The organism is Asaia sp. SF2.1, from assembly GCF_000505765.1.
In the GTDB taxonomy this organism is placed as follows: Bacteria; Pseudomonadota; Alphaproteobacteria; order Acetobacterales; family Acetobacteraceae; genus Asaia; species Asaia bogorensis.
Map to the genome: position 1 here is coordinate 86514 of NZ_AYXS01000002.1, position 26665 is coordinate 113178.

At 60.7% G+C, this 26665-nt stretch carries 25 protein-coding genes; 16 read left to right on the forward strand and 9 right to left on the reverse strand.

Annotation, left to right across the window (positions count from 1 at the left end; all coding sequences use genetic code 11):
* The first annotated feature begins 76 nt into the window (after window positions 1-76).
* Window positions 77-499 carry an EVE domain-containing protein gene (locus P792_RS0117795; protein ID WP_031240025.1) on the forward strand — a complete coding sequence of 141 codons (423 nt, stop codon included), beginning with the start codon at window positions 77-79 and terminating at the stop codon, window positions 497-499.
* Between the two features lie 16 nt (window positions 500-515).
* Here P792_RS0117795 and P792_RS23240 read toward each other — a convergent pair whose 3' ends face one another.
* A complete protein-coding gene (locus P792_RS23240; RefSeq protein ID WP_031240027.1) occupies window positions 516-1952 on the reverse strand; it encodes a PLP-dependent aminotransferase family protein in 1437 nt (478 codons plus the stop codon).
* 107 nt (window positions 1953-2059) lie between these two features.
* On the opposite strand from P792_RS23240, the gene P792_RS23245 reads away from it, so the two are divergent.
* Window positions 2060-2698 carry a pyridoxamine 5'-phosphate oxidase family protein gene (locus P792_RS23245; protein WP_084331026.1) on the forward strand — a complete coding sequence of 213 codons (639 nt, stop codon included), beginning with the start codon at window positions 2060-2062 and terminating at the stop codon, window positions 2696-2698.
* A gap of 44 nt (window positions 2699-2742) precedes the next feature.
* Here the strand turns inward: P792_RS23245 and P792_RS23250 are convergent, their stop codons facing one another.
* Window positions 2743-3837, reverse strand: a complete 1095-nt coding sequence (locus P792_RS23250) for a LacI family DNA-binding transcriptional regulator (protein WP_023977668.1) — start codon at window positions 3835-3837, stop codon at window positions 2743-2745.
* A 175-nt stretch (window positions 3838-4012) separates the two neighbouring features.
* On the opposite strand from P792_RS23250, the gene P792_RS23255 reads away from it, so the two are divergent.
* Window positions 4013-5209, forward strand: a complete 1197-nt coding sequence (locus P792_RS23255; RefSeq protein ID WP_023977669.1) for a phytanoyl-CoA dioxygenase family protein — start codon at window positions 4013-4015, stop codon at window positions 5207-5209.
* 129 nt (window positions 5210-5338) lie between these two features.
* On the opposite strand, the gene P792_RS23260 is transcribed toward P792_RS23255, so the two are convergent.
* From P792_RS23260 to P792_RS0117800, 4 genes are all read right to left on the reverse strand, one after another.
* Complete coding sequence (locus P792_RS23260) at window positions 5339-6142, reverse strand: siderophore-interacting protein (protein ID WP_023977670.1); 804 nt, start codon at window positions 6140-6142, stop codon at window positions 5339-5341.
* The gene (locus P792_RS23265) at window positions 6139-6774 is read right to left on the reverse strand and encodes a PadR family transcriptional regulator (RefSeq protein WP_023977671.1); all 636 of its coding nucleotides are present in this window, start codon (window positions 6772-6774) and stop codon (window positions 6139-6141) included. The genes P792_RS23260 and P792_RS23265 overlap by 4 nt, the downstream gene beginning before the upstream one ends.
* Before the next feature lie 252 nt (window positions 6775-7026).
* On the reverse strand, window positions 7027-8409 hold the full coding sequence (locus P792_RS23270; protein WP_023977672.1) for an NAD-dependent succinate-semialdehyde dehydrogenase: 1383 nt from the start codon (window positions 8407-8409) through the stop codon (window positions 7027-7029).
* A 5-nt stretch (window positions 8410-8414) separates the two neighbouring features.
* Complete coding sequence (locus P792_RS0117800) at window positions 8415-8897, reverse strand: hypothetical protein (protein ID WP_023977673.1); 483 nt, start codon at window positions 8895-8897, stop codon at window positions 8415-8417.
* 224 nt (window positions 8898-9121) lie between these two features.
* Here P792_RS0117800 and P792_RS23275 point away from each other — a divergent pair, with 224 nt between their 5' ends.
* Window positions 9122-9958 (forward strand): EcsC family protein, encoded by an 837-nt coding sequence (locus tag P792_RS23275; RefSeq protein ID WP_023977674.1) that lies wholly within the window; start codon window positions 9122-9124, stop codon window positions 9956-9958.
* Between the two features lie 96 nt (window positions 9959-10054).
* On the opposite strand, the gene P792_RS37290 is transcribed toward P792_RS23275, so the two are convergent.
* Window positions 10055-10219 carry a hypothetical protein gene (locus tag P792_RS37290; RefSeq protein WP_155996798.1) on the reverse strand — a complete coding sequence of 55 codons (165 nt, stop codon included), beginning with the start codon at window positions 10217-10219 and terminating at the stop codon, window positions 10055-10057.
* Between the two features lie 161 nt (window positions 10220-10380).
* Here P792_RS37290 and aat point away from each other — a divergent pair, with 161 nt between their 5' ends.
* The 11 genes from aat (at window position 10381) to P792_RS37920 (ending at window position 23102) form a co-directional block, all read left to right on the forward strand.
* On the forward strand, window positions 10381-11043 hold the full coding sequence (aat, locus tag P792_RS23285; protein ID WP_023977676.1) for a leucyl/phenylalanyl-tRNA--protein transferase: 663 nt from the start codon (window positions 10381-10383) through the stop codon (window positions 11041-11043).
* Between the two features lie 20 nt (window positions 11044-11063).
* Window positions 11064-11711 (forward strand): hypothetical protein, encoded by a 648-nt coding sequence (locus tag P792_RS23290; protein WP_023977677.1) that lies wholly within the window; start codon window positions 11064-11066, stop codon window positions 11709-11711.
* Entirely contained in the window at window positions 11708-12352 is a 645-nt protein-coding gene (locus P792_RS23295; protein WP_023977678.1) for a hypothetical protein, read from the forward strand. Before P792_RS23290 ends, P792_RS23295 begins: the two co-directional genes overlap by 4 nt.
* 367 nt (window positions 12353-12719) lie before the next feature.
* On the forward strand, window positions 12720-13097 hold the full coding sequence (locus P792_RS23300) for a hypothetical protein (RefSeq protein ID WP_023977679.1): 378 nt from the start codon (window positions 12720-12722) through the stop codon (window positions 13095-13097).
* Window positions 13098-13119: 22 nt separating this feature from the next.
* Window positions 13120-13581 carry a thioredoxin-dependent thiol peroxidase gene (gene bcp, locus P792_RS23305; RefSeq protein ID WP_023977680.1) on the forward strand — a complete coding sequence of 154 codons (462 nt, stop codon included), beginning with the start codon at window positions 13120-13122 and terminating at the stop codon, window positions 13579-13581.
* A 15-nt stretch (window positions 13582-13596) separates the two neighbouring features.
* Window positions 13597-16869: an AsmA-like C-terminal region-containing protein gene (locus P792_RS23310; RefSeq protein WP_023977681.1), complete on the forward strand. Its 3273-nt coding sequence runs from the start codon at window positions 13597-13599 to the stop codon at window positions 16867-16869.
* Between the two features lie 218 nt (window positions 16870-17087).
* Entirely contained in the window at window positions 17088-18500 is a 1413-nt protein-coding gene (locus tag P792_RS23315; RefSeq protein WP_023977682.1) for a replication-associated recombination protein A, read from the forward strand.
* Window positions 18497-19492, forward strand: a complete 996-nt coding sequence (locus P792_RS23320; protein WP_023977683.1) for an RluA family pseudouridine synthase — start codon at window positions 18497-18499, stop codon at window positions 19490-19492. The genes P792_RS23315 and P792_RS23320 overlap by 4 nt, the downstream gene beginning before the upstream one ends.
* Window positions 19493-19508: 16 nt before the next feature.
* Window positions 19509-22067 (forward strand): AsmA family protein, encoded by a 2559-nt coding sequence (locus P792_RS23325; RefSeq protein WP_023977684.1) that lies wholly within the window; start codon window positions 19509-19511, stop codon window positions 22065-22067.
* Entirely contained in the window at window positions 22064-22795 is a 732-nt protein-coding gene (locus tag P792_RS23330) for an ATP12 family chaperone protein (RefSeq protein WP_023977685.1), read from the forward strand. The genes P792_RS23325 and P792_RS23330 overlap by 4 nt, the downstream gene beginning before the upstream one ends.
* A gap of 133 nt (window positions 22796-22928) precedes the next feature.
* Entirely contained in the window at window positions 22929-23102 is a 174-nt protein-coding gene (locus tag P792_RS37920; RefSeq protein WP_023977686.1) for a hypothetical protein, read from the forward strand.
* 146 nt (window positions 23103-23248) lie between these two features.
* Here P792_RS37920 and ispF read toward each other — a convergent pair whose 3' ends face one another.
* Together ispF and P792_RS23340 are read right to left on the reverse strand one after the other, a co-directional pair.
* Window positions 23249-24412 carry a 2-C-methyl-D-erythritol 2,4-cyclodiphosphate synthase gene (gene ispF, locus P792_RS23335; RefSeq protein WP_023977687.1) on the reverse strand — a complete coding sequence of 388 codons (1164 nt, stop codon included), beginning with the start codon at window positions 24410-24412 and terminating at the stop codon, window positions 23249-23251.
* A 105-nt stretch (window positions 24413-24517) separates the two neighbouring features.
* Window positions 24518-25921 (reverse strand): sugar porter family MFS transporter, encoded by a 1404-nt coding sequence (locus P792_RS23340; protein WP_031240037.1) that lies wholly within the window; start codon window positions 25919-25921, stop codon window positions 24518-24520.
* Between the two features lie 489 nt (window positions 25922-26410).
* Between P792_RS23340 and P792_RS0117805 the strand changes: the two genes are divergently transcribed.
* Window positions 26411-26665 (forward strand): hypothetical protein (locus P792_RS0117805; protein WP_031240038.1); only part of this gene is annotated, 255 nt, incomplete at its 3' end.

Here is a 26665-nt window from a genome sequence, read left to right on the forward strand (position 1 = left end):
GGCGGGGGAGGGAGGCCATAAGGTGCAGTTTCTTCCGATAACCCAGACAGGTCAGGCCGATAAGAGAGGGACGATAATGCAGTACTGGTTGATCAAATCCGAACCCGAGGCCTTCTCATGGCAGCAGCAGGTGCGCAACGACATCGAGCCCTGGACCGGTGTGCGCAATTATCAGGCGCGCAACAATCTCGCCGCCATGCGCTGTGGCGATCTGGCATTTTTCTATCACTCGGTTTCGGACAAGGAGATCGTGGGTGTGGTCCGGGTTGTCCGCGAATCCTATCCCGATCCGAGCGCCGAGGGCGGCAAATGGGTTTGCGTGGACGTGCAGGCCTGTGGGGCCTTTGAAAATCCGGTTTCTCTCGTGACCATCAAGGCTGATCCGGCTCTGGCTGATATGGCGCTCTTGCGTCAGTCACGTCTCTCGGTAGCGCCCGTCACCGAAGATGAATGGCACCATCTTTGCCATATGGGAAGGTGGAACAAGCCCAAGGGCTGAGCCTGCGGCAACGGGCTCAAACGCCCGGCGCACCTTCAAGGACGCCGCGCAAAAGGGCGGCAAGTCTGGCCGGGTCGTCTTCTCGCAGCGAGGCAAAGCCCATGATGAGCCCCTCCAGCTTTGTCTGCTGGCAAAGGGCTGACAGACGCCCCATGCGATACCCCGCTGCACTGAGCGCTGTCAGGCAGGCTGTCTCGAAACCCGCATGTTCAAGGATCGCGCCGATTTGCACCCCGCCATGCGGCGGCGTAACATGCAGCCCTTCCACGGTTGCAAGAGCGTGATAAAGGGCCATGCCCCGCTGCTGGTAAAGACGCGCGATACGGCGCAGATGTGCCCGGTATTGCCCTGTTTCCATCAGGGCCGCGAGGGCAAGCTGGGCGTGCAGATTGGCGGCGAGGCCCATTGTGCGGTGTGCCGCCCGCAAGGGTGCAACCAGTGGCTCGGGTACGGCCATCCAGCCCAGCCGTAGTCCCGGCAGCAAGGCTTTCGAGGCGGAGCCAAGATAGAGCCATTCACACCCCGTGCCATGCGCGGCAAGCGCGGCAATTTCGCGACCATGCCACAGGAATTCGCTGTCATAATCGTCCTCGAGTATCAGCGCATTCTGGGCTCTGGCGCGGTCAAGAAGGGCGAGACGCCTGTCCAGCCCCATGCGACCACCCAGAGGGAACTGGTTCGATGGCGTGATATAGACGAGACGCGCTTCGGGGGGCAGCTGGCTGACCTGCATCCCGTGATCATCAACCGGCACTGGGACGAGGCGTGCGCCCGATGCCATGAAGCTCGCACGGGCACCCAGATAGCCGGGATCCTCTACGGCAACCACATCACCGGGGTCGGTCATGACCTGCGCGATGAGCGTGAGCGATGCCTGAGTGCCTGGCGTGATGATGATCTGCCCGGGGCTGACACGCAGCCCGCGATCGCTCGCAAGGCGGGTGCTGATTGCCTCACGCAGGGCATGAGCCCCGTGATACCCGCCATAGGCGGCTTCATCGCCGTGATTCTGGCGCGCAACACGACGCAACGTCTGGGCCCACAGATCGGCGGGAAACTGTGCCTCGTCCGGGACGCCGGGGGATAAGCGGCCTGTATCGCGTTGGTAGCTTGCAGCCCGCGGGTCCTGGGCCAAAATCCTGCCTCTGTCCGACAGGGTGGCCGTGCCGCCCTGAACCGTCCGGGGTGAGGGGAGGTTCGTGCAATGCACAACCGGGCGTCGTCCTGCCCGCATATCGAGAATACCTTCCGCCCGAAGCAGGTCATAGGCCGTGGCGATCGAACTGCGCGACAGGCCGAGCATGGCGGCGGCCTGTCGCGTCGAGGGCAAGACTTCGCCATGAGCCAGTTTGCCCGATTTTATGGCGCGACCCAGAGCAGCGAAGAGCTGGACCGGCAAGGGGGTAGATGCGTGTGGATCGACGTTGAACAGGGCGGGTAGGTAAACTGGCATGGCGAAAAACCATAAAACCGGCTCTCGGATCAGTCCAGTTCCAGCGCTAACGCCTTTACGAGCGGTGCCGGATCAGGGGCCGCATGCCGAGCAAGGAGAAGAGAGCCATGATTCCCGATTATGCCAAGGCAAGGCAGGCACGGCGCGCGCACTATGATGAAGCGACCCTCCATGCCATTCTCGATACGGGGTTGGTCGGGCATGTGGGGTTTGTGGCCGATGAGCGTCCGATGGTCATACCGATGGCCTATGCCCGTATCGGCAGCACGCTCTATCTGCATGGCGCTTCCAAGACACGGATCATGGCGCTGGATGGCCAGAAGCTCTGCCTGACCGTGACCCAACTGACGGGGATCGTCGTGGCCCGCTCTTCATTTCACCACTCGGTCAATTACCGCAGTGCGGTTGTGCATGGCACTGCGAGGAAGGTTCTGGCAGAGGAGCATCAGCTGGCGCTCGACGCCATAACCGATCATCTCCTGCCGGGCCGTTCGGGTGAGGTGCGGGCCATGACGGCGCAGGAACGCAAGGCTACAGGCGTCATGGCCCTGGACATCGAGGCAGCCAGCGCAAAGATCAGAACAGGCGGCCCGGTCGAGGATGATGCCGATCTGCCCTCCACGCAGTGGGGCGGCGTGGTGCCGGTTGTGATCGCTCTCGGGACAGGCCTGCAGGACGGCCATACCCCGGAAGGCACGCTGCCCCCCGCGTCGCTGCGCAAGGCGCAGGCGAAATTCCTGGCCTAAAAGCGCAGTGTTGTCCGTTACCGGAGTCGCGACCGCGCGAGTTGTCACTCACCCGGTCGTGCATGCCGATGGGTAGATACATTCGAGAGACTATCAGTTAGTTGCTGCCCCATCGGAGGCAGATTGAAGCGTGTGATCAGTTGGGCGGGGCTCGGGCATATATTCTGAACCGGTGGGCGCAACTGATTGGCGCTTGTGAAAATCCGGCAAGCCAGAAGCATGTCAGCCGTCAGATCGTGATGCAGTACCGCTGTGATGGTTCCATCGGAGAGAAGCGCCCTGTTATCGCGGTCGAGATCATGCGCGATGAACAGGCGCGGCTCGATTACACAGTCCCGCAAGGCTCTGGCAATGGCGTGATTGCCGCCACCGATCGAGTATATACCGGCGATATCGGGACGGTCCCGCAGGGTGTTGGCAACGAGATCGTAGGTTTGCCAGTCCAGGCCGCGCCCTTCACCAAGCGAGACGATGGCAAGATGCGGCGCATATTGCTGCAGCCATTCGCGAAACCCGCGGGCGCGCTCTTCCTCGCCAACGAAGCGGTTGCTTGAGACCACGACGAGAATGGATCGCCCCGCATGGGTCTCGGCGGGCATCCAGCCCGAGGCCAGCCATGCGGCCATGCCTCCCGCAGCATGATTGTCCATGCCGACATAGGCCTGTCTGGCGGAGTGCGGCAGGTCCGTTACCAGAGTGACGACCGGGATACGCGCCTTTGCGCAGGCCAGTATCTCTGCACGTATGGAGGGGTGATCGGGTGCCTTCAGCAGGATGCCGTTGGACCCGCGTTTCCTGATACGCGCCATGATGGCGGCAATTTCCTCACCGGTCGCTGTCTCGCCCAGATGAGCGCGTACGCGCATCAATACCGGGAGGTGCGCAGCAAGCTGGGCTTCGAGCGCCAACCTTACAGCTGAGGAGAAGCGATCGGGCGCTTCCATGACCAGATCGATTGTCAGCCGGCTGCCATGCAGGGAAAGCTCGAGGGTCTGGCGGGAGAGTTCTTCCATGGCCTGAAGCACGCGGCGTCGCATGCTGTCACGCACGCCCTTGCGATCATGCAACACCCGATCAACGGTGGCGAGACTGACCCCGGCCTGACGGGATATGTCCTTGAGTGAATGGGCGATGGCCATGCTGCGTCTCCTCCGGATTCCATGAAGAAGCGTTGAAACTGTCCTGAGGTGTTTCTGAGGTGTTTACCGTATGGGGCGTTCGATTACACGATTGTAATCTTCTGGCGTTGCCTGCGATAGCCCGACGGAAAGCCGCCCGGTTTCAGGCAGGGATCGACAAGATGGAGATCGACAAGTGAAAGCGGACAATCTCTCTGTATTGCGGGCAAGCCGCAACTGGTACTCCCCGGATCATGCCACGCTGGAAGAGCTGCAAACGCTGACCGAGCGGCAGATCACGCCGCGCGATTATCCTCTGGCTGCCTCTATCGGTGCCGGGCAGGTTCCCCTTTTCGATTGCGGTGATATCCGGCGCCTTACCCTGACCCAGGAGGGACGTGAGCTCGTGATGGCCGAATGGGCGCAGGCGCTGCGCGACGGCCCGGGCATTGTGGTGCTCAAGAAGGCCTTTGATGATATGGCCGCACTTGACCACGTGACGCATCAGTTCGACGCGCTGATCACTCTGCAAAAACGCGATGGGGTGCAGTCGGGCGATCACTTCGCCAAGGCCGGAGCCAATGATCGCGTCTGGAACGCATTGGAAAAACTCTGCCTTTTCGATCCGGAAGGGTTCGCCCGTTACTACAGCAATGAAATGATCGCGCTCGTAAGTGAGGCCTGGCTTGGCCCGGCTTACCAGATCACGTCACAGGTTAATGTGGTTAATCCCGGCGGTGAGGCGCAGACGGTCCATCGCGACTATCATCTCGGATTCCAGTCCACCGAGCAGGTCATCCGCTATCCGGTGCATGTGCACGCCGTCTCACCTTTCCTGACTCTGCAGGGGGCGGTCGCCCATTGTGACATGCCGCTCGAGAGCGGGCCGACGCTCTACAAGCCATTCACTCAGCAATACGGCCCCGGTTACTTGGCAACCCAGAGTGCCGAGATCAGGGAGTGGTTCCAGAACACCCATGTGCAGCTCCCTTTGGAAAAGGGTGATGCCGTGTTTTTCAACCCGGCGCTCTTTCATGCTGCCGGGAGGAATCATTCCCGGTCCATACGGCGTATGGCCAATCTGCTTCAGGTTTCCTCCCCCTTCGGCCGCGCAATGGAAAACATGGATCGCGCGCGAATGGCCAAGGCTCTCTACCCTGTGCTCCAGCGTCTCCAGACCGAGCGGGCGCTTGGGCGCGGTGCCGTAATGCACGCTGTTGCAGCTTGTGCCGAGGGTTATGCCTTCCCGACCAATCTCGATCGTGATCCACCCATCAATGGTTTGGCGCCCCAAAGTCAGCAGGCTCTTATGACTCAGGCCTTGCAGGAAAACTGGGAGCCGTCGCGTTTCGAAGCGGCACTCGATGAACGTGTGCGCTGCACCCAAACCTGAGCGGGGGCCAGTTAGCTCTGCATCATCTGATGACTGAACGAGGCGAACATTCATGATACCCCAGGTCCTGAACACCGGTTTCCCGGTAAGGGATGAGTTCACTGCTCAGGGCCTGGGTTTTCCGGATGGTCAGTCATCCACTCGCGCACCACCAGCTTCGGTATCGCGACGCCAGTATCCGGCTGCCCTGATCCGGTTGCGAGGAATGGCTTCCTCATTCACCAGATGGTCGCGCAGGGCACGCACGGTATCGATCTCGGCCGCAATCCATACGTTGAGCGTCTCTGGGGCAGGCAGAACGACCAGGCGCAGAAGATCGGCGAGGCTTTGGCCAGCGGCCCTGTCACAGCGGAAGAGATCGACCCAGGCACGGCTCGTCAGCGGGTAGGTCTTGTCGCTTTCCTGCGTATCGAGCACCACAACGGCGCTGTGTTCGGGCGACAACTCTTCCAGCGTACGGGCGATGGCGGGCAGGCCCGTGTCATCGGCAATCAGCAGATGCGAGGTGAGGCGCTCATGCGGGATATTCGAGGCCTTGGGACCACCCATCCCAAGACGCTGCCCCGGTTTGGCCTGGGCCGCCCATTGGGTGGCCGGGCCTGAGTCGTGCAGCACAAAATCGATGATGAGTTCGCCGTTTTCCTCGTCAAAGCGCCGCGGCGTATAGTCGCGGGCAATGATACGCGGATCACGCGGTGCCGTACGGTCGGCATTCATGTCAGGCAGGACAGGATGGGTCTCGCCGGGCTGGGGGAAGAACAGCTTCACATGATCATCGGTCCCGACGGTGACGAAATCATGCAGGTCGGGGCCCGTAAAGACGACGCGCTGCATGGTGTCGGATAGCGGGATGATTCGTGCCACCTCGATTTGCCTCAGGCGAAGCGGATGGCGGATCTTGGTGGGGGGCAGAGGGGGCAAATTGCTGGTCATGATGATTCCCTGCCCATGATTTCAGCGGCAGCGCGCATCAGGATGGCAGCGATCCGTCTGGCTTCGACAGGGCTGCAGCCACGATGCTTGTAGAGCGCTGCCTTGAGGTGATGACGCGCCTTGTGCAGCCCGTCCGCGGCCTCGGGATCGACATCATGCAGCCCAGCAAATGCTTCGCGAACCTCGCTCATGCGGCTGCCAATGCGTGTCAGGATTTCAAGAATGCGAGCGGCTTCTGCTCGGTTTTCCGTCAGGTAAGCCTGCCCCTGATCTGTCAGGGTGTAGAGTTTGCGGGTTCCTTCCTGAGTGACCTCAGCCTGGCCGATCTCTTCCAGATAGGTCATGGCAGGGTACACCATGCCGGGGCTCGGCTTGTAGAAACCGTTTGTCCGCTCCTCGAGGCGGCGGATGATTTCGTAACCGTGCGCCGGACTCTCGGCCAGCAGGGCAAGAATGACCAGTTGCAGTTCCTCGGCGCTCAGCTTGCGACCGCCGGGAATGTCACCGCCCCGGCGGCGGCCGAAGCGGCCCCCGAAACCCCCGCCCATGCCACCGCCAAAGCGATGGTCCGAGCCGTGACCGAAACCGTCATGGCGATTGAGGGCATGACGTAGATGATGGCGAAAAAACATTTATATTCTCCGTTATATCTTTAGACTGTTCTATCTTAAGATATAACGCAAGAACTTTCGTAAGACTGATTCGCCCTGTGCTTGGAGGGAGAAAGAACGAGGCGTGTCGTTATGCGTGCGCTCGGATTGCCGGATGCAACGGGGGGAGAGCGAGGGTTCTTACCGGTTCCGGTCCTGATCCCGGTCAATGAGGCCGGGGAGGCGCCGTAGGAGCGCCGATGGCGTCAGGACCAGAAAGAGAAACTGACTGGTTCAGCAGGCCCAGACCGTCTTGATGTTCATGAACTCATGCAGGCCGAGTTCGGTCAATTCGCGCCCGTAGCCACTCGCCTTGACGCCACCGATCGGCAAAGTGGGGTCCGAGGCAGTGATACGATTGATGAATACGCCACCCGATTCGATGCGCTGTGACAGAGCGAGACCAAGGCGCTCATCCTGTGTCCACAGGCTCGCGCCAAGGCCATAGGCACTGTCATTGGCCAGCGTAATGGCATGATCGACATCCTGTGCCGTGATCAGGCAGGCGACAGGCCCGAAAAGCTCTTCCCTGAAGGCGGTCATGCCGGGGGTGACGTCCAGTAGCACGGTCGGCTCGTACCACGCACCGGGACGGTTCACAGCCTCGCCGCCGACCACAAGCCGCGCACCTTCCGCGATGCTCTGCTGCACCTGCTTGTGCAGGCCATCGCGCAGGTCAGTGCGTGCCATCGGGCCAATAAAGGCGCCATCACTCATAGGATCTTCGAGACGAAGCGCTCTTACCTTCTCGAGAAAACGTTCCGTGAAGGCCTCGGCAATCGGCGCTTCGAGGATGATCCGCTTGGCGGCAATGCAGACCTGCCCGCAATTTGCAAAGCGCGCCGTCACGGCGGCATCGACGGCCTTGTCCAGATCGGCATCAGCCAGCACGATGAACGGGTCAGACCCACCCAGTTCCAGAACGGTCTTCTTGCCGTTCTCACCGGCCATGCCAGCGAGGAGACGCCCGACCCTGACACTGCCCGTAACTGTCACGCCCGAAATCCGCTTATCGGCAATGACACGTGCCGTCTGCTCGCGAGCGAGATTGGCGGAGATGAACACATCGCCAAGATCGCAATCCTGCGCGATCTCGTTCAGCAATGCGCCGCAGCCCAGCGTGTTTTCGGCGGGCTTGACGATAAAACTATTGCCTCCGGCCAGAATGGGCACGGCAGCGCGAATGATCTGCCAGTACGGGAAGTTCCACGGCATGACCGCCAGCACAATGCCGGTTGGCGCATAGCTCAGATGGGCCTTGCCCATCGGTACGGGCATGGGTTTGTCCCTCAGCAGGGCTGGTGCGTGTTCGCCATACCAGTCGATAACCGAGGCGCATTTTTCGACTTCGGCACGCGCTGAGGTAATGGTTTTGCCCATTTCACTGACGGCAAGGCGCGCCAGTTCTTCCTTGCGCGCACGTAGCCCTGCCGCAAGACGGTGGAGCAGATCAAGCCGTGCGCCCAGGGTTTTGGCGCGCCATGACAAAAACCCCTCCTGGGCACGGGCCAGCATGTCATCGACCGCCTGCTCCGACAGAAACGGGTAGCGCCCCAGCGTTTCTCCGGTGGCCGGGTTGACCGTGAATACGCAATCGCCTGAAGCAGGATGGGTCATGATCTTTACCTCTGGTTATTGTGCCACATTGCCGTGCCTGCCGCATCGGACTGGGCCACGACATCGGTCTGACCGTTGCCGGGTGAGCCGGCGTAGTTGTGATAGACCCCGTTGGTATAAGGCGGCCGCACGGGTGCATTGAATTTCACCGGCCAGCCCAAAAACGAGAAATGTGACGGGGCGTCATTGGGGATCTGGGTGCTCTGATGAGCCTCCGAATTCGGCAGTCCCAGTGCCGGATGGGCACGGACCTTGTACGAATAATCTCGCAGCGAGTTGTCGAAATCCTCGGTCACGACATAGCCGTGCGGCGGCGGCGGGGCACCGCCATCGGGCAGGGCCACTTTTTCAACCGGGGTGAGGGGGTGTTCCATCGCCTTGAGCTGCGAGGCCGGATCGGCCACCGCCATGCCGGTACCGAATGGCGCCATGAAAAGTAACGCGGTGAAAATGCGGGTAAGTGGGGTGGTGAAAAGTGATCCGGGCATGTCCGTGCTCCTGCCTGCCTCTGTAGGGTGCTAACAGGGGCGCGTCTGTTTCGTTTTTCTATGAACCTGTAAGACGTAAAAAAACAGGCTTTGTCACAATTATTGGTGACTGCCGCACCCGTCGGGCGTTGCCCGTCATGAAACGAATTCGGCGCAGGCTGTGCAGGCGACCCGCGAAAGCAGGAGCCCGAGGCCCGAACGCCAGTGCAGGGAGAACATGACCCATGGCTACAGCAAACGGATCGACGATCCCCGGAATCGGTGAGATCGCCCCGATGAACCTCGATAGCGAGTCGCTCGCCCAGCTTCAGGCGGCTCTGGCCAAGGTCGAACATGGGCGCGGCGTACTCGTGCGCCTTGCGGATCTGATGGGTGGCGCTGTGGGTCAGGCGACCCGTATCGGCATGCAGGGGCTGGGCATGGCTCCGGCGATCCAGACAAAGCTTCAGGGTCTGGCTGAAGCCTCGATTGCCCGTGCCTTCGATATTGCGGTGCTCGGCATGACGCAGGAATCGGTGACCAAGGCCCCGAAATGGCGTGACCCGGCGGCTCAGGCGGCAGTTGCGGTTTCAGGAGCGCTGGGCGGTTTCGGTGGCGTGGTCGGATTGATGCCCGATATCGGATTCACCACACTCACCATCATGCGCGAGATTGCCCGCATCGCCCGTGAGGAAGGTGAGGATCTGAGCGATGACGAAACCCGCCGCGCCTGCCTCGAAGTGTTTGCCCTGAAGGGATTTCTTGCGGGCCAGAATGCCGATGAGAGCGAACTGGGCTTTTTCTCTGCCCGTGCCCTGATGCGCGGCAAGCCGATTGTCCTGCTCATTGCTGAGGTCGCGTCACATTACGGCATCGGGCTTTCGCGCAAGTTTGCCCTGCAGATGGTTCCGGTTGCCGGTGCGCTCTGCGGCGCGTCGCTCAACGCGGCTTTCCTCTCACATTACAGAGCGCTTGCCCGAGCGCATTTCACCATCCGACGCCTTGAGCGTCAGCATGGCCCAATTGTGCGCGATACCGCCCAGCATATGCGCCAGACAGGCGCTGACGCCGCATCGGCCTGACGGGTCCAAGGTGAGAGAGCGCCACGTCGTGCCATGGCGCGTTTCTCACCCCCGGGTCAGACTGACGAGAGCGGGGCTTTCGTGCCTTGCGTGAGGTCAGCGCTCACGCGGGGAAGTGAAGGTCTCCAGCAATCCGACCGGAACGATCTGCAATGAGAAGATGGCGGTCATGACGAAGCAAAGGCCGCGATAATGTGGGGCCACGAGCGCGAGCACGGCGCTGAGCGCGATACCGATGAGATAGACGAAAGTCAGTGGCATGGTGAACCTCCCGGCAGGATGCGATGACAGATCGCCTATCATGGTGCTGCATTGTCTGGCCATGACAAATCCCGGCTTGCGGAAGAGTTGCCGGGAGCTAGTGACATGAGGCCTGCCAACTATGCCTTAAGCTGTAGTGAGACTGCGAAACGGGACAGAGGATGACGGATCCGATCACACCGGAGCTTCTGATCGAGGCGTACCGGAACGGCATTTTTCCTATGTCGGACGGGCGCGATGCCAGCGAGATCAGCTGGCATCGTCCGCATGAGCGTGGCGTTCTGCCGCTGGACTCCCGGTTCCACCTTTCGCGCCGTCTGGCGCGCACAGCGTTGCAGGGCAGATTCGCGGTGACGACCGATCGCTGCTTCAATGATGTCATTCGCCTTTGCGCTGAAACCCCCGGCCGTGACGAGACATGGATCAGCGGTCGTATCCAGGCCAGATATACCCTGCTGCACCAGCTCGGTTATGCCCATTCCATCGAGACATGGCGCGACGATGTGTTGGTTGGCGGGCTCTACGGGGTTCAGATCGGCGGGGCCTTCTTTGGTGAGAGCATGTTCTCGCTTTGCACGGATGCGTCCAAGATCGCGCTGGTGCATCTTGTCGCTGCACTGCGCCTTGCGGGCTTCGCCCTGCTCGATACCCAGTTTCCCACACGGCATCTGGAAACATTCGGCTGCCTGACCGTTCCAGACCACGCCTATCGCTTGCTACTGGACCATGCCCTCGGGATTGAGGCATCGTGGAGCAAGGATGTTTCACTGGGCAGACTTCGAGATGAAGTCATCCGTCTGCGCGATGGTATAGAGGCTCGCTGAGGCATGAAGGAGGGAACACCATGTCGGTATTCGATGTAAGAAATGCGGCGTTACTGTCGCTGGCCCTGTCAATGACGGCCGGTGCCGCCACGGCGATGGCGCAGGAAAGCACGGGCGCCCACCCCCGGCTTTCGCCAGCGCGTGACGTGACGGTGGTCTATTCCGTCCAGCCCGAGAAAATGCCCCAGCCGGTACAGGCTATCGTGCAGTTCAAGGCTGAGGGCGACAAGCTTCGCATCGATTCGCCCGACCATGCAGGTTCGACCATTCTCGATCGTCCCGCCCAGCGCGTGACGCTGATCATGCATAAGCAGCGCGTCTATACGAGTTTTGCCCCCAAGCATGGCCTGCGCAACCCGTTCATGCTCGACATGTCCATGCAATATGCGCCGGATGGTACCGCAACGGTGGCCGGGCTTGTCTGCAACAAGTGGACCATCACGACGACCCACGGCAAAGCGGCAGCCTGCGTGACCGAGGACGGCGTTATCCTGAGCGAGGAAGGCGTGGATGCAGACGGGCTGCATGGCAAGCTTGAAGCCCAGAAGGTGACTTACGGCCCGGTTGCCGATACCCAGTTCCAGCCGCCTGCCGATTATCAGCAGATCACGGCGCAGATGCCCATTCCGCATGGCGCTGGCCCGCAGAGCTCCGCGGCGCCCAGATGAGCCAACAATCGCTAAGGGTCAGCCTGCATAATCGTACACGCGCCGCGCTGCGCAGGGCGGCGCTGGCCACCCTCTCTGTCGGTGCGCTTGGTCTGACCTGCCATTCCGGCATGGCGTACGCTGAAGACGTACAGGCAACGCCTTATGTTACACCTCGCGTCGATGTGGACGTCACCTACGAAGCCAAGGGGCCCGATGGTCAGGCCTATCGCCAGCGCATGCGCTGGAACGCTGCCCATTGGCAGCAGCGTCTCGATATGGAGACGACCGGGCTCATCATGCTGACGGATTACAAGGCGCATCGTCTTTCAGTGATCGATACGCGTACGAAAACCTACACGGTCTCTGGTGCACCGGATGCGCAGTTCGCCCCGCCCGGCACCCCGGCCGCCGGTCGCTGGCAACGCGGGACGCAGGATCGTGTCGCGGGGCAGGGATGCACACACTGGACCACCACGGACACAGACGGTCAGGTCGGCGATTTCTGCTACGATGACAACGGCGTCCTGTTATCCGCGAGCCATAACGGTCTGGAGGTGATCAAGGCGCTTTCCTACGCGATGACTGCCCAAGGGCCAGAAATCTTCAGGGAGCCGGAAGGCTTCCATGAGGCCAAACCCATACAGGTTGATCATCAGTAGGGGGAGCGAGCTGTACCTCTTGTTGCGGGACGACCTGCCTGCGTGCTCCAAGATGCCGCTGGGTTTCAGAAATCCGGCATTCTGGGGGACCTCACCGGATCAAGAGGTATGGCGATACAAGGGTGGGTCGGTCATTCGCCTTTCCACACTTCAGATACCGCGCAAAAAAGGGGCAGCTTCGTCGGCATGCCCCTTTTTTGTTACGGCCATGGCCGCCATGGGATCCATCAACGCGTCTGAGCGATTATGTTACATTCTAGCCCGGTTTTGGTCCTGTTTGGTCCCAAAATCGACACCATATGGATGGTATGAACTGGATATCGGATCGGCCACCCGTTTCAGGCCGATCTGACGAGGAGGTTTCTTCATGCGTCATATCCTGAAAATTGGCCTTGCGGCTCTGCCCCTGATCGGCCTCATGGGAGGCGCTCCAATGGTACAGGCTCATCCCGGCCCAGGCTGGGGCGGACCCGGCTGGCACGGCGGCGGTGGCTGGCATGGCGGCGGCTGGCGCGGTGATCGCGGCTGGCATCGCGGCGGTAATGCCTTCGTTGGCGGCCTCGTTGGCGGTCTTGTTGGTGGTGCCGTAATCGGCGCGATTGCACGGCCCTATGTGGCACCGCCGCCACCCCCGGTGGTCTATGCGCCGCCCCCGCCGCCGGTTGTGTATCAGCCGCCTCCGCGGGTGGTTTACCCGCCGCCGGTTGCAGTTTATCCGTCTTACCCCGCCTATCCGGCATACTGAGTTCAAAGGCTAAGCATCCATTATGGTCTCCATTGGTGACAGGGCCCCCGCTTTCTCCTTGCCTGATGCAACTGGTCAGGTTGTCGAAAGCGAAGCCCTGAATGGGCAGCCTTATCTGCTGTATTTCTATCCGAAGGCCGATACACCCGGTTGCACGACCCAGGCCTGCGACCTGCGCGATCAAAAGCAGACGCTCAGTTCGCTTGGTCTTCGTGTGATCGGGGTCAGCCCCGATCCGGTTGAAAAGCTTGAACGCTTCGCCCGGAAATACGGGCTGGATTTCACGCTGGTCAGCGATGCGGACCACAAGCTTGCCGACGAGTACGGCACGTGGGTTGAGAAAACCATGTATGGCAAGACCTATTTCGGCATGGAACGCAGCTCGTTCCTGGTCGATGCCGAAGGTGTCATCCGGGCCCTCTGGCGCAAGGTCAAGCCAGCAGAGCATGTGGCGCTGGTGACTGAAGCCGCCGCTGAACTGTAGCGTTTTTCGGGTATAGTGCCGCACGACCCCTTCCATCGTGCGTCCTGGCGGGCGTTCCGTCTCGCGACGCTCATTGTTGTAACGCCGGTCACCATCATTGCGGTGGCTGGGCTGGCGTTCCTGTGGCGTTTGTCGCTTGGCCCGCTGGATGTCACAGCCATTGCCTCACGTTTTGCGCCGGTCACAATCCAGGCCAGCAACGAGACAGGGCGTCCTGCCGGCAGGCTGAGCTGGGAGCGTCTGTTTCTGAGCTGGCAGCCTGGCCTGCGTCATGTTCATCCTGAACTTGTGCTCAAGGCGCAGGATCTGCGTATTCTACGCAAGGACGGCAGCCCAACGCTGGCGTTGTCGCAGGTCGATCTGGCCCTGCGCATGGGGCCTTTGCTACGCGGGCGTGTCGAGCCCACACGTCTTGCTGCACAATCGGGACGGATCATCTTCGATCGTCAAGAAGACGGGTCGATCGATTTGGACTGGCCCGATGCGAGACATCGCAAAAACGCCGCTAATCCACTTTCACTCGATCATCTGGCGGCACTCGACCTGAACGCTGTGACGGTGCAACTCCGCCATGCGCTGTCAGCCAATGGTGTTGGAGCCTATGCCGATCGCGCTGATGCTACGCTTTTCTTGAACCATATCGTGCTGCATCACGATCCACGGACAGCCGATTATGCGTGGACCGGGTTGGTCGAAGGCAAGGTGAGCCAGGGTCATGAACCGCCGATCGGCTTCAGCGCAGCCAGTTCATTCGCCGTCAGTACATCGGTGGCGGGGGATCTTTCCTGGCGCGTGACGGTCCCCCCTTTCACGCCTGACATTCTGCGCGGTTTCGTTCCCTATGCCGGTGACTGGCATGTGCCGGTCGGATTGCAGGCCTTTTTTCTGGTCAGGGGCAGCACTGGCAAGCGGCACCCTGCTGGCGATGGGCCGCTACAAGGTATCCCGGTCACGCAAGGGCAGGTTGCCCTCTCTCTCGGCAAGGGCAAAATCGATCAGTCAGGAGGCGACCCTCTGAACGTGGAGTCGGGTCATGTCTCCGCCCATATCGCCCTGCCTGAGGGGCGTCTCGTCGTCGACCGGAGCGATGCCGCTATCGCGCTTGTTGATGATACAGGCAGAACCGACACATTCCAGGCGCATGGCCATCTTGAGGCAGACTCGCTTCGCTCTGCCCGGCGGATTTCGGGGGGAGTTTCCCTTACGGCGACACCGCTCGATGTCCCCCATCTGGGTTCCATCTGGCCACGCTTCCTGATGAAGGGCGCGCGCCGCTGGGTCACCAATAATCTGAGCGCCGGTACGACAGACTCACTGCATCTTGATGCCATTCTCGGCAGTGACGCGGGCTGGGACCAGCTACGCCCCCGCAAGACCGACGCGTCCCTGACCATCGAGCATGCGACTGTGAACTGGCTTCGGCCCGTGCCGCCCGCACGTGATGTCGCCGCGCGTTTCAGCTTTGCTGCCCCGGATGTCCTTCGCATCGACTTTCTGCATGGCACCCAGCCCGCATCCGATGCGGCCCATGCCGGTCTCATCCATCTCGATGGTGGCTCGATGTTGATCAGCGATCTTTTTGCCCATGATCAGACCGGCACGATTGCACTCGATCTCTCCTGCAATCTGGGCGACTGTGCCACCCTGCTTGCCCATCCAAGGCTGCATCTGCTCTCGCGGCATCCACTGCCGTTTACGCATCCAGCAGGTGCAGTGAAAGTGAGCGAAACCATCACGCTGCCGCTTTCGTCGCATATCGAGAATGACCAGATCCACGTCAACGCACGGGCGCGGTTTGACCACGTCACCCTTGGCAATGTTGTTCTGGGGCGGCAACTGACCGAGGCGTCGGGCAATCTGGAAGCGACTGAAAAGAAGCTCGCGCTTCAGGGGCACGGTCTGCTCGACGGTGTGCCGACCGATGCCACGCTGAACGAGAATTTCCTGAGCCGGTCAGGCGGGCTGCGCGAGACTGTTCATGCCGTATCGGTTTTCGATGAACAGGCTCTGAACAAGGCGCATATCGCCAATAACGGCCTGTTTAAGGGTACGGCGCAGCTCGTCTCTGACTATCATGCGGCATTCGATGGTCATGCCAATCTGGATCTTGCACTTGATCTCACCCAGGCAGCCCTGACGATTCCCGTCTGGAGCAAAGCGGCCGGTATCGCGACAACAGCTTCCGCCCATATCGGCCTGCGCGATGGCAAAATGGTTGCACTCGATCGCATCAGCGCCGAGGGGCCAGACCTGCATGTCGAGGGCGACAGCCGACTGGTCGAGGGGCAGGTCCAGGCCATTAATCTGAACGGATTCATGATTGGCCGCTCCAACGGGGATGCAGTGATCGAGCTGCCGACACAGGCCAATGCAGCGATTGCCGTGCGTATTCATGCGCAGGACCTCGATATCGCGACCCTGCTGCACCGCGACGATGCAAAGCCCGGGGAGGAGCAGGGCGGCAGTGCGGTGACCGGCAGCGCATCGAGCGGTCCTGCCGAGAGCGCGTCAGGCAAAAGTACGGCGCCAGCAGGTCAGGACTGGACTGTCGATATTGCAACCGACCGCCTGTTCTACAACGCGCAGAAATTTCTGGGGGGTGTGACCGCGCATCTGGAGCATCGCCATGATCGGCTGGACCGTGCCCGGTTCACAGCGGTCAGGCCCGTTGGCGTGGCGTTCGATCTTGCCCCGCATGAGGCCGGGCGTCAGCTCATGCTCCGTATTGATAATCTCGGTCGGCTTCTGAACGAAACCGGTATGACGGATCGTCTTGAGGGCGGGCGTGCGCAGATTTCCGGTCAGGTAGGAGACGGCGATACGGGGCGCGTTCCGCCTTTCAAAGGGATGATTTCTGTCTCACCCTTCGCGTTCAGGCAGCCACCAGCGGCACTGACAGTGGCTACCCATCTTTCTGTCTTCAACTGGTCCCAGGCCAGCCATGACCGGTTTGAGGTTCAGCATCTTCATCTGCCGATCAGAGTGCGGGATGACGTCATGACCATTCATGAGGGGCATCTTGGCAACCCGGCGCTCGGGGCCACGCTGGAAGGCAAGATCGATCTCGACAAGGGCGGGCTCGATCTGCGCGGGACAGTCGTGCCTATCTTTGGCCTGAACGCGGCACCGGGGCGGCTGCCGAATGTGGGCAAGTTGTTCTCGCCGGAAAAAGGGGGTGGCTTTCTTGCCGCGACCTTTACGGTCAAGGGGACGGCGGGAAATCCGGATCTGTCGATCAATCCATTCGCCATGCTTTTACCCGGCGTCATGCGTCAACTCGCCAAATAGGGCACCCTGTACCGGTCTGACGAAGGGTATATTTGCCCCGGTGATTGGCCTTGCGTAGAGAATAGCCCGTAATCGTTCCGACGCATGATGGATCTGAAGCATCTGTTCTGTGCGACGTTCGTCCGCATGTGCACGTTCCTGCTTAGGCTGGCGGTGACGCGATGAGATACGTGGTAAGTCGAATAGAGCAGGATTGCAGGAAGGAAGAGGCCAGCGCGATGCAAGATGATGGAAATGCAGATCTGTTCGGCACGCCTTCCCCTCGCAAGGAAGCCGCGCGCTACGGGCGCCCTGCGGTACATTCTGCTCCGATGATGCCCCCTGCATCGCAAACGGGCACCGCGTCCACGCCGACGTCGCGACAGACGCAGCCGCTGGCGGACAGGCTGCGCCCCTCCACACTGGCGGAAGTCGTTGGTCAGGATCATCTTCTCGGCCCAAAAGGGCTGATCAGCCAGATGCTTAGCCGCAACACGCTGCCAAGCCTCATCCTGTGGGGCGGACCGGGATGCGGCAAGACCACGATTGCGCGGCTGCTTGCCCGTGAGGCCAAGCTCAGATTCGAGCAGATATCAGCCGTTTTCTCGGGCGTGGCTGATCTCAAGAAGGCTTTCGAAACCGCCTCGCGCTTCCAGCAGGAGACAGGGCGAGGGACGTTACTCTTCGTTGACGAGATCCATCGCTTCAACCGCGCCCAGCAGGATGGCTTTTTGCCTTATGTCGAGCGTGGGACCGTCATTCTGATCGGTGCGACAACGGAAAATCCGTCATTCGCCCTCAACGGCGCGCTTCTGTCGCGCTGTCAGGTGATGGTGCTCAACCGGCTGGACGATAACGGGCTCGAGAAGCTGCTCCAGCGTGCCGAAGCCCTGTCCGACACAGCGCTGCCACTCACCGCAGAGGCACGTGCTGCCTTGCGTGCCATGGCAGATGGCGATGGGCGCTATCTGCTTAATCTGGTCGAACAGATACAGGCTCTGCCGGCCGGGGAGCTGCTTGATACGGCGGGGCTGGCCGGTGTGGTGGCCCGTCGGGCGGTGCTTTACGACAAGGATCGCGAGGAACATTACAACCTGATTTCGGCGCTGCATAAATCGCTGCGCGGATCAGACCCCGATGCGGGCCTCTACTGGTTTGCCCGGATGCTCGAAGGCGGAGAAGACCCTCGCTATATCGCCCGCCGCCTGACGCGCTTTGCCGCAGAGGATGTGGGCATGGCTGATCCCACAGCGCTTCCGCTGGCCGTGGCAGCGTGGGAAACATATGAGCGTCTCGGCAGCCCCGAGGGCGAACTGGCTTTAGCGCAACTGGTCGTGCATCTGGCTACGGCACCAAAATCGAACGCCGTCTATCGTGCTTATAACCAGGCCCGCAAATTGGCCCGCGAAACGGGCAGCCTCGGACCGCCACACCATATACGCAACGCCCCTACCAAGCTGATGCAGTCGATCGGCTACGGCAAGGGCTATGAATATGACCATGATACGGAGGAAGGATTTTCGGGTCAGAACTACTTCCCCGATGAAATGGCGCGCGTGTCACTCTATCAGCCCACCGATCGTGGTCGGGAAAGCGAAATCAGAAAAAATCTGGACAGGCAGGCCGCAATACGGGCAAGCCGTCGCCCATGAGTGTTACGACCCGTATTGTCAGTGAAGATGAGGCCCATATGCGCCTCGATCGCTGGTTCCGCCGCCATTATCCCGACCTCACCCAGGGGGCGCTGCAAAAGCTGTGTCGCACAGGGCAGGTGCGTCTCGATGGCAAGCGCGTGACTGGTGCAAGCCGTCTTGTCCCCGGCCAGAGCCTGCGCATACCGCCTCTGCCTGCTCCAATGGCGGCGCAGCCCAACCGCCCCGCCCCGCTCGACCCGCAGCTTGCCCGCGAGATCGAGCGCATGGTGGTCTATCGTGACGATCAGGTGATCGTGCTCGACAAGCCATCCGGCCTGCCCACGCAGGGCGGACCCGGCATCACCAAGCATATCGACATGATGCTCGATGGCCTGCGTGGCGATCTGCCCGACCGGCCGCGCCTCGTGCATCGCATCGACCGCGACACGTCCGGCCTGTTGCTGGTTGCCCGGACACCGGGTGTTGCCGCCAAGCTGGCCGCAGCCTTTCGCGGGCGCGATGTGGACAAGACCTACTGGGCAATAGTCGTCGGGCGCCCCATGCCCGGCTCAGGTGTGATCGATCAGCCGCTCGCGAAGCTTGGGGCCGGTAACGGCGCCCTCATGATTGCCGCTACGCGTGATGACGAAGACGCTGTGGTGGCCAAGACCGATTATGAGGTGGTCGATGCGGCGGGCAAACGCCTTTCATGGCTTGCGCTCAAGCCCCTCACAGGCCGCACCCATCAGTTGCGTGTGCATTGCGAAACCCTCGGCACGCCTATTCTTGGCGACCCGAAATATGGTGGCAAGGCCGCGCATATGGAGGGTTTTATCGACAGGTTGCATCTTCATGCGCGTGCGCTGGAGTTTCCGCATCCTGCCGGTGGGCGCCTGCGCGTAGCGGCCCCATTGCCGCCCCATATGCGTGACACATTCAAGGATCTCGGCTTTACCGCCGGTGAGACGCCGCGCCCCGAACGGATCGGGGGCAAGACCGGCAGGAAATGACCAAGGAACTAGTCAAATGAAACGTCTGACTGCGGCGCTCATCGTCATCCTGGTGCTGGCGGCAGGCCTGGCCGTGACGGCCCATATCCTGACCGATCGCTCATCGCTGAAGGAGGATGTGATTGCCGCGGTCAAGCGACAGACCGGCCGTGATCTCGCAATGGCGCGTTTCTCGGTTGGCGTGCTGCCCTGGCCTTCCTTCAGTGCTTATCAGGTAACGCTGTCTGACGAGGGGGGCGATGGCGTGACGCCGATGCTGCGTGCACGCGACATCCGCGCGTCGGTCGCGCTCATTCCGTTGCTTTGGCGCGAGATCCGTCTCGAAAACCTGACGGTGATGCGCGGTGCGGCAATACTGCATCGCAACGAATCCGGGCAGGCAAACTGGGTCTTCCACCCACTGACGAGCAAAACCGGTTCCCCGTCGGGACACGTGTCTCACCCGCAAGCCCGATGGAAGCTGCAGATCGGCTCTGCCAAACTAGACAATATGGCGATCTCTCTCGATGACAGACAGGGTCACCACAGCGGTGCTGTGATTGTAGAGCGCGCCGAATTCGACGGTCTTTCTTCCTCGGCTCCCTATCTCGATGTTCATGGGCGTCGCGGGGATGTCCCGTTTCGCATCAATGGCCATATCGGCCCGCTCTCGCTGTTTCAGGGGGGTAACCCTCCCTGGGCGGTCAGTCTGGGTGCGACATTGGGCAGGGACGGCAAACAGCAGGACTGGCTGAATTTCGATGGTCAGATCACTGATATGCGCCATCTCCACGGTTTTTCGGGCGTATTGCGCGGTGAACTGGCCTCACTCAAGGATGTCGAATCCCTCTTCCCGAATGCCAATCTGCCCGATGTGAAAGGGCTCGGAGGCGAGATCGGGGTGTTCGATTCCGATCCACAAGCCGAAGACAGCGGGCTCGATCTCTCGCGGCTGGGTGTGAACCATGTGCATCTGCATGCCGATTCCATCCCGTCATGGCATGGGCTAACTTCCAGCGCGGTTCATGCCGATGCCGATACGCTCTCCTCGGCCCTGACGGTGAGTGGCGTCGTCAATGGTGCGCTGATCAGCGAACTGGCACCGGGCGTCGCCCTGGAGGGACGTTTTGGAACCCTGGCGCAGGCTGGTTCGGCCTGGCAGTCCGGACTTGCAACGCCGCTCCCGGTGGCGGTGGATCTGCGGGATGTATCCAAGATCGGGACTGGTTCCGGGCTTACGGCCCATCTTTCCGGTCAGATCGGCGCGGATGACTCCACGCTTGCTCTGGAAGGGCAGGCACGCACGCTCAATGTCATGCAGGCGGCATTGCACGATGTAACGTTCAAGGGGGAGGTGCAGCGCGACACGTCCGGATCCATTCAGATCAAGGGGCTGAGCCTCACGAGCCATGAGGCGACGGGTGTGATGGATGCCTCGATGAAGGCGCCCCTGCCATCTGCCATCGACGGGAGACTCCAGTTTTCAGCGCTTGATCTCGATGCCCTCAAGGGGCTGTGGCTGGGTCGACGCGATGAGGGAGCCGGAACAGCAGCGCAAGCCCCTGTGCCAGCCGGCCCAGGAGCCTCGGAAAATTCGTCTCCCGCGTCCACAGCGACCTCGCCTGCACAGACGCCAATTGCGGGTCTGATCGGGGCAGCCGGCAACGGTGCTGCAGCGCCGCAGACTGCGGCTGAGACAGCCGCATCCACCAGCAATGTGGGCGATACCGACAGCACGACCGGCTTGCAGCGCTTCATTGACCGCGGGCAGGCATCGATTGCTGTTTCTACCGCAAAACTGCGCTTCAATGGTGAGGATTACAGCGATGTCTCCGGGCATATTGCCTTGAACAACGCAAGGCTGGCCATCGAGTCGATCAAGGGGGCAGGCAATGGCATGACGCTTGCCGGGCGTGCCATTTACGACCGGAGTGTGTCGCCTGCCTCTGTCCGTGTTGTTTTCTCTCCGGTACTCTTCCCGGCCACGCTGGCGCAGACCCTGCTGTCAATGCCGGACCTTTTTCATGGGCCGTTGATGCTGGTGGGCGAGCTCGATGCAAGGGGCGAGACACGCGCAGCGATGCGCGACACCCTGCAGGGGCATCTGGGCCTTTCCATGGTGGGTGGCACGATCGATACCAGCAGGCTTGGGGCCTATCTGGGCGATGCGGCGCGCTCGCTGCTTTCGCATCGTGAACTGCCGGTGCGCTGCCTTGGGCTTCGCGCCCGGTTCGAGGGAGGGCAGGCCCAGCTCGATACGATCGGTATGGAGGCTGGTGCGCTTACCCTGTCTGGCCACGGTGTTTACGGTCTCGCTGACGCAATGCTCGATTTGCATCTGGTGCCGCGTATCGGCTTTGGCGGCACGGGGGCTTCAACCCCGGTGCTGGTCAAGGGAACGCTCGATGCACCCAAGGCAAGCCAGGAGGCAACCGAAGGGGGGCGTTTCCAGCTGACAATTGGCGGCAGCCAGCCCGATACCTGTCCCGACATCCTCTCCGCCGCGCGTGAGAATATGTCAGGTGAAGCAGCACCTGAGCGCAAGAAGCATTCGCAGGCCTCTGAATTGCTGCATGATTTGGGGATATTGCATTGAGCCAAACGATCAAACGTTTCTGGAAGGCAGTTGAGGTCGCAGCGTATGGTCCGGACGGGCAGTTCGCTGTCATGCTCGACGGCCGCCCTTTCAGACTGCCCGGCGGAAATATGCTGACCACATCCTCTGCAAGGCTGGCTGATGCTATTGCTGCCGAGTGGCGGGCCATCCCCGAAGGAGAGGCCTTTCGGACCGCAGATCTGCCCATGACGCAGATGGCTGGTACGGAAATCGAGCGTGTCCGGCCTGACCGCGAGCAGATCATTGGTGGCCTTAGCGCCTATGGTGAAAACGATCTGCTTTGTTACCGGGCTGTCGGGTCTCTTGGCCGGGAGCAGGACGCTCTGTTTGATCCGGTTCTGGCCCTGTTTGGCAGCAGGCATGGTGTTTTGCCTCAGGTCACGCGCAGTCTTCTGCCGCTCTCCATCGCGCCTGAGCTTCAAAAGGCCTACGGGGCCGCCCTTGAGCGTATGGATGACGCAGCCCTGACTTGTGCCGCAATCTGCGCACCTGCAACGGGAAGCCTGATTCTGGCGATTGGCCTGGTCGAGGGATGGGTGGACGCTGCTTCGGCACGGCTGATGGCCAGTGTCGAGGAGCGGCACCAGATGGCGCAATGGGGCGAGGATGATGCGCTGATACAGGAGATTGATCGCAACGCGGCAGATGTGGAAATTGCGTTACGGTATCTGGAGCTTTCTTACGGAGCTGAGACGAATCAGGCATGATTTTGCCATGATCGGCCTTTAACCCTTGCCTTTAGTGGTCATCACACTCGGTGACCATTGGTTACTCGACCCGCTTTTCGCGATTTATTAGAGGGTTGTCAGGTAATCAGAAGAATTCGTGCAAGGATCAGGTATGTCTTCTCGTATTCAGGCCGTACTGGATGAGAACGCAGCTGCTGCAAATCTCATCCGTCGTATTCCGTTCAAGGTGCGCTCTGCCCATTTCGTGGCACGTTGCGTCCAGAATGTCTGGCTGCTCCTTGCAGCAACCCCGGTCATTGTTGTGATCTGCGCCATCAAAGGCTGAGTTTCGCTCATCCGGCCTTCGCCGGGAGGCAAGATCGCACGGTATGAGCCGTCCAACGGCGCAGCTCTTGCCGCCCTTGCTGCACAGCAACGAAAAAGCCCGGCGCGATGGCCGGGCTTTCTGCTTTTATACGCTCTGTATTTCGCTCAGGGAACGAGTACTGTGGCGACGGCCGTGGCGGCAATGCCCTCTTCGCGGCCCGTGAAGCCAAGGCGCTCGGAGGTGGTTGCCTTGACCGAGATGCGGCCAACATCGACCTGAAGCAGCGAAGCAAGGCGTTCGCGCATGGCCTGAGCGTGAGGGCCGATCTTGGGACGCTCGCAGATGAGCGTTACATCGGCATTGATCAGCATGCCGCCGCGCTGGCGAATACGCTCGCCTGCGTGGATCAGGAAACGCGCGGAGTCCATATCCTTCCACTCATTATCCGTGGGTGGGAAATGGCGGCCGATATCCCCCTCGGCGAGCGCACCGTAAATGGCGTCGCACAGGGTGTGGATACCGACATCGGCGTCGGAATGGCCCGCCAGCCCGCGATCATGGGGGATGGTGATACCGCAGAGGATCAGCGGACGGCCGGCCTCGAAGGCATGAACGTCATAGCCCAGCCCCGTGCGCGGGAGTGGGGTCGAGCCGAGCAGTCTTTCGAGACGCACGAGATCCTCCGGTAGGGTCAGTTTGATATTATCTTCAGCGCCCTGAACGAGGGCGACCGGATGACCCGCGGCTTCGAGCAGGGCGGCGTCATCGGTGACAGGCCCCTGATGCGTGCGGTGCAGGTCGAGCAGAAGCGGGAAATGGAAGCCTTGCGGCGTCTGGGCACGCCACAGGGAGTCGCGGCAAACGGTTGTGTCGACCAGGCCGTCGCGACCGCGCTTGAGCGTATCCGCCACGGCAACCGCTGGTATGGCGCCCGGATGCTTTTCCAGAGCCTTGAGCACGCTCCGTACCACCTCGGCTGGCACGTAGGGGCGTGCGCCATCATGGACCAGAACGAGATCGGGCGGCTCAGGCAGGCGGGCAAGGGTTTCAAGCCCGGCGCGCACGCTGTCCTGACGCTCACGCCCACCTGCGACAGGCGGCAGTGTTTCGATCCCGTCGAGGGCCTGCAGCAGCAGCGGGTCATCACCGACCGGCTGGATAAGGGTCACGTGGTCGCGCAGCGCTTCGGCCGCGTGGCGAATGACGGTTTTGCCACCAAGCAGCAGGTACTGCTTTGGCATGGCAGACAGGCCGGTGGCCGGCGCGGCGCTGGCATCAGCGAAGCGGCGACCGGAACCGGCGGCGAGGAGGATGGCAGCAATACGCATGATGTTCAGGGAATGGGGATTTGTCCCTGCCGCGTCAAGCCAAGAAAAAAGGGCCCCGCAGAGACTGCGGAGCCCATGACCTGTGCGTCACACGTCGAGTGTGTTTCAGCGACCGATATCGCGCAGGCGGATACCCTTGTTGAGCTTGTGCTCGAGAGACTCCAGCGACACGCCGCGTGTCTCAGGCACGAAGGCAAGAGTAACGAGAATGAACACTGCATTGAGCGCAGCATACAGCCAGAAGGTGTGCGAGGCGCCCAGTGTGCCAAGCAGCGTCAGGAACGTGGCGCCTACGACCATGTTCGCAATCCAGTTGGTGAAGGTCGAGCAGGCAATGCCGAAATCACGACCCTGAAGCGGCTGCACCTCGGCGCAAAGCACCCAGATGAGCGGGCCGGCGGAGAAAGCGAAGCCCGTGATGAAGAGCAGCAGAACCCCGACCGAGAGGTAATGCATCATCGTGCTCGAATCCTGACCGAAGGAAAGAAGGATTGCGAGCGCACCCATGCCAATGGCCATGATGACGAAGCCGGCGACGAGCATCGGGCGACGACCCCAGCGATCGACGAAACCGATGGCGATGAAAGTGGCCAGCATGTTGACCAGACCGACGATGGCCGTGCCCCACATCTGCCCGTCCTGACCGAAGCCTGCAACTTCGAAGATACGCGGGGCGTAATACATGACGATATTGATGCCGGTGAGCTGCTGGACGATCTGCAGGCCAATGCCGAGCATGACAGAGCGACGGAAGTTCGGGTTTTCGAGGAACATCGAAAAGCCGCGCTGCTTCTGTTGCAGGCCTTCCTGGATATCACGGATTTCGCTCTCTGCTTCGGCACGCGAGGCGCGCAGCGAGGCCAGTGTTTCGAGCGCCTCGGCATGACGGCCACGCAGCATCAGCCAGCGCGGGCTGTCGGGTAGGAAAAGCGAGCCCACAAGGAACACGGCACCCGGAACGGCGACGATACCAAGCATCCAGCGCCATGACCCCGAATAGGCGAACATGGCGTCCGAGATGAAGGCGAGCAAAATTCCGATGGTGATCATGAGCTGATACACCGAAATCAGGCTGCCGCGATGCTGTTCGTCAGCCACTTCCGAAATGTAAAGCGGCGCCACGAAGCTGGCGATACCAATGGCGAGCCCGAGAATCGCACGCGCGACAATCAGCAGAGTGACCGAATGGGCCACGACACAGCAGATGGCGCCAATCACGAAAAGGGCAGCACTGAAGACAAGCGCCTTCTTGCGGCCGAGGCTATAGGAAAGACGCCCGGCAATGAGTGCCCCAAGGGCCGCGCCGAACATCATGGAAGAAACGATCCACTCCTGAGCGGTATCACTGGCCTGAAATTCCTTGGCAATAAAGCCAAGGGCACCGGAGATGACGCCGATATCGAGACCGAACATCAATCCTGCGACTGCCGCGAGAATCGCAGCAAGCATCATTTTTCCAACCAGCGGAAGCTTCGTTTCTACTGGGTTGGACGAGGTAACGTTACTCATATGAGAAGACCTTAGTCGAGAAAGCCGGGGGGCCGGGTCTGCAGAGGAATCGCTGTTGTCACACAAGAAATCCCAAAGTCCGTGTGATCTTTAAGGGTTTGTCACGTTAATTCAAACCAAAATCGTTGTGATCCATATAATGGGTCACCGGCTGTGTCTGGAGCCCGGTCCAAGCGGGGGCCGGTCAGGGATGCGTCGTAAGTGGGCGCGGGCTCAAATAGCGACTTAGTTCACATCCAAAAAAAGGAAGTAACCGGGATTGATGGGAATATAACCCATTGTAAGAGATTACCCCTTTCCGGAATCTTGTCGCTATATCGTAAATAAAAAGATAACATAAATACAAGATAAGTAGAGATAAATACAAATTATTCTTGTTTGATATAACTCTACCTTGGAGGCATTCCATAACTGGTCGAGACTTGTCAATAAAATGAGTCCATACATTGATCAAGCAATAAAGCTTTCGCATGTAAATGGATTCTTCTCATGTCTATTCGCATTCACGCTGCAAAAACTTTTTCGGCACTTGCCTTTTCAGGCGCTGTCTTTGGTCTGGTCTCGCTGGCTTCTGCCTCCACGGGGCATGAGCTGCGCAATGGGGTAACGGCCACCTCGAGTCTTGCCTATGCTGGCCCGCGTCCGCCTGCCGGTCAGAAATGGGATCCGTGCGAGATGCAGGGCGCGTGCGTTGCCGAGAGCAGTGACAGCCTCGCCTATGCCGGCCCGCGCCCGCCTGCCGGC

Bases quoted from the DNA above. Each gene is read 5' to 3' on its own strand.
- P792_RS0117795 (WP_031240025.1), top strand. From the start codon at position 77: ATGCAGTACTGGTTGATCAAATCCGAACCCGAGGCCTTCTCATGGCAG.
- P792_RS23240 (WP_031240027.1), bottom strand. From the start codon at position 1,952: ATGCCAGTTTACCTACCCGCCCTGTTCAACGTCGATCCACACGCATCT.
- P792_RS23245 (WP_084331026.1), top strand. From the start codon at position 2,060: ATGATTCCCGATTATGCCAAGGCAAGGCAGGCACGGCGCGCGCACTAT.
- P792_RS23250 (WP_023977668.1), bottom strand. From the start codon at position 3,837: ATGGCCATCGCCCATTCACTCAAGGACATATCCCGTCAGGCCGGGGTC.
- P792_RS23260 (WP_023977670.1), bottom strand. From the start codon at position 6,142: ATGACCAGCAATTTGCCCCCTCTGCCCCCCACCAAGATCCGCCATCCG.
- P792_RS23265 (WP_023977671.1), bottom strand. From the start codon at position 6,774: ATGTTTTTTCGCCATCATCTACGTCATGCCCTCAATCGCCATGACGGT.
- P792_RS23270 (WP_023977672.1), bottom strand. From the start codon at position 8,409: ATGACCCATCCTGCTTCAGGCGATTGCGTATTCACGGTCAACCCGGCC.
- P792_RS0117800 (WP_023977673.1), bottom strand. From the start codon at position 8,897: ATGCCCGGATCACTTTTCACCACCCCACTTACCCGCATTTTCACCGCG.
- P792_RS23275 (WP_023977674.1), top strand. From the start codon at position 9,122: ATGGCTACAGCAAACGGATCGACGATCCCCGGAATCGGTGAGATCGCC.
- P792_RS37290 (WP_155996798.1), bottom strand. From the start codon at position 10,219: ATGCCACTGACTTTCGTCTATCTCATCGGTATCGCGCTCAGCGCCGTG.
- aat (WP_023977676.1), top strand. From the start codon at position 10,381: ATGACGGATCCGATCACACCGGAGCTTCTGATCGAGGCGTACCGGAAC.
- P792_RS23290 (WP_023977677.1), top strand. From the start codon at position 11,064: ATGTCGGTATTCGATGTAAGAAATGCGGCGTTACTGTCGCTGGCCCTG.
- P792_RS23295 (WP_023977678.1), top strand. From the start codon at position 11,708: ATGAGCCAACAATCGCTAAGGGTCAGCCTGCATAATCGTACACGCGCC.
- P792_RS23300 (WP_023977679.1), top strand. From the start codon at position 12,720: ATGCGTCATATCCTGAAAATTGGCCTTGCGGCTCTGCCCCTGATCGGC.
- bcp (WP_023977680.1), top strand. From the start codon at position 13,120: ATGGTCTCCATTGGTGACAGGGCCCCCGCTTTCTCCTTGCCTGATGCA.
- P792_RS23315 (WP_023977682.1), top strand. From the start codon at position 17,088: ATGCAAGATGATGGAAATGCAGATCTGTTCGGCACGCCTTCCCCTCGC.
- P792_RS23320 (WP_023977683.1), top strand. From the start codon at position 18,497: ATGAGTGTTACGACCCGTATTGTCAGTGAAGATGAGGCCCATATGCGC.
- P792_RS23325 (WP_023977684.1), top strand. From the start codon at position 19,509: ATGAAACGTCTGACTGCGGCGCTCATCGTCATCCTGGTGCTGGCGGCA.
- P792_RS37920 (WP_023977686.1), top strand. From the start codon at position 22,929: ATGTCTTCTCGTATTCAGGCCGTACTGGATGAGAACGCAGCTGCTGCA.
- ispF (WP_023977687.1), bottom strand. From the start codon at position 24,412: ATGCGTATTGCTGCCATCCTCCTCGCCGCCGGTTCCGGTCGCCGCTTC.
- P792_RS23340 (WP_031240037.1), bottom strand. From the start codon at position 25,921: ATGAGTAACGTTACCTCGTCCAACCCAGTAGAAACGAAGCTTCCGCTG.